This is a genomic window from Chitinivibrio alkaliphilus ACht1, from assembly GCF_000474745.1.
GTDB lineage: Bacteria > Fibrobacterota > Chitinivibrionia > Chitinivibrionales > Chitinivibrionaceae > Chitinivibrio > Chitinivibrio alkaliphilus.
The window spans coordinates 1-577 of sequence record NZ_ASJR01000078.1 but is presented as its reverse complement, the minus strand read 5'-3'; the positions used below and the strand labels follow the sequence as shown (position 1 = coordinate 577).

The 577-nt window shown below is 54.2% G+C and carries 1 protein-coding gene; it reads left to right on the top strand.

Going from position 1 to position 577, the window contains the following annotated elements; translation table 11 throughout:
- The coding region (locus CALK_RS11705) for a hypothetical protein (protein WP_034638430.1) at positions 1-577 on the top strand (577 nt) is incomplete at both ends.

The window sequence follows — 577 nt, the reverse complement described above, 5'->3', positions numbered from 1 at the left end:
GGGACATACGGGAGAGGTGGAGATACAGGGCAATGCTACGCTTCGGGCTCGTGCCGTGGGAGATGCCTACGCCACCAAAGATTCTACCTGGCTCTATGAGAGTATCCTTCCCCGCCTACGTATCTACGCCGATGCGGGGTATGAAGATCCGGCCGATACGGTGGAATTTTACTTTGACACCACGGTGGTTCTCTGGGCAGAGGATGAAGAGGGAAATCGTGTTGATGATGCAGAGATTTATTACCTCATAGATGACGGGAGTGGTCCTGATATCAGTGAGGAGAACCGCACGCTCTATGATGGTGACCCCCTTGTGCTGGATGAAACTTCCCGTGTGCAGGCCGTGGCGGTTCACGAAATGTATCAAGGGGTGTATCATCTATGGCACTACCGCCTTCGTGAAAAAGAGGCCCCGCTTCACGCCCACTCCTTTACCACCTCCCATGTAGATGGGGCACTGGTGCAGGGCAAATCTGCCCAAGCAGAGGGCGACGAGATCCCCTTTGGCACATCTCTGCGCCTTGTCTTTGAAAGTCCTGTTTTTGAGCGGGATGCCTCCGATGTGGCGTATCGTATT